Source organism: Janthinobacterium sp. AD80 (assembly GCF_002878455.1).
Classification (GTDB): Bacteria; Pseudomonadota; Gammaproteobacteria; order Burkholderiales; family Burkholderiaceae_D; genus Janthinobacterium.
Genome location: NZ_NRDQ01000378.1, coordinates 1 through 804 on the forward strand (window position 1 = coordinate 1; position 804 = coordinate 804).

Annotated in this window: 1 protein-coding gene; it reads right to left on the minus strand. The window is 67.3% G+C overall.

Features of this window, described 5'->3' with window-relative positions:
- Window positions 1-265: 265 nt before the first annotated feature.
- The coding region (locus JaAD80_RS29840; RefSeq protein WP_146012644.1) for an EAL domain-containing protein at window positions 266-804 on the minus strand (539 nt) is incomplete at its 5' end.

Here is an 804-nt window from a genome sequence, read left to right on the forward strand (position 1 = left end):
GCCGCTGGCGCCGTGGCGGCGGCCGGCGTGGCAGCCGGGGCGGCGTCGGATGAATGGTGGAAGATTTTGTTGTAGATATTGCTGAAAATGCCCATGAGTACACCTCGCGTTGGAGTGAATGGAAGAAGGATTGCCTGCGCGCCCGGTCGGTGACCGGTGACAGCTGGAGCCGGGCGCAGGCGCCAGCTGATCGAGTATAAGCCCGTTCAGGCCGGGAGCCCCGTCCCGCAGGCCCAAGGCCAATCTGGCGGCATCGCCGCCTGTTTCAAGGGTGCAAGGGGCGCTGCGCGCGCAGCAGCGCGTCGAATGCCTCGATGGCCAGCGGCGGCGCAAACAGATAGCCTTGCGCATGGTCGCAACCCAGTTCCAGCAGCAGCGCGCGCTGCATTTCTGTCTCCACCCCTTCGGCAATTACCTGCAGGCCCAGCTTGTGCGCCACGCTGATGATGGCTTCGCACAGGGCCAGTTCGCTGGTGCCGGGCGCCAGCTTGCGCACCATGGCGCCGTCGATCTTCAGGTAATCGATGCCGCATTGCTGCAATTGCGTCAGCGAGGCATGGCCGCTGCCAAAGTCGTCGAGGGCGATCTGCACGCCCGCCGCGCGCAAATGCTGCAGCCGCTGGGCCATGCTCTCGCCAGTTCCCAGCAGCGCGTCTTCGCGCATGTCGAGCACGATGGCCGAGGCGGGCACGCCCAGCGCCTGCAACTGGCGCAGCCAGGCGCCGGGCGCCTCGGCCTCGCGCTGCCACTCCAGCGGCGACAGGTTGATGCACAGCTGCAAGTCGGCTGCGCCGGCATCGCCGC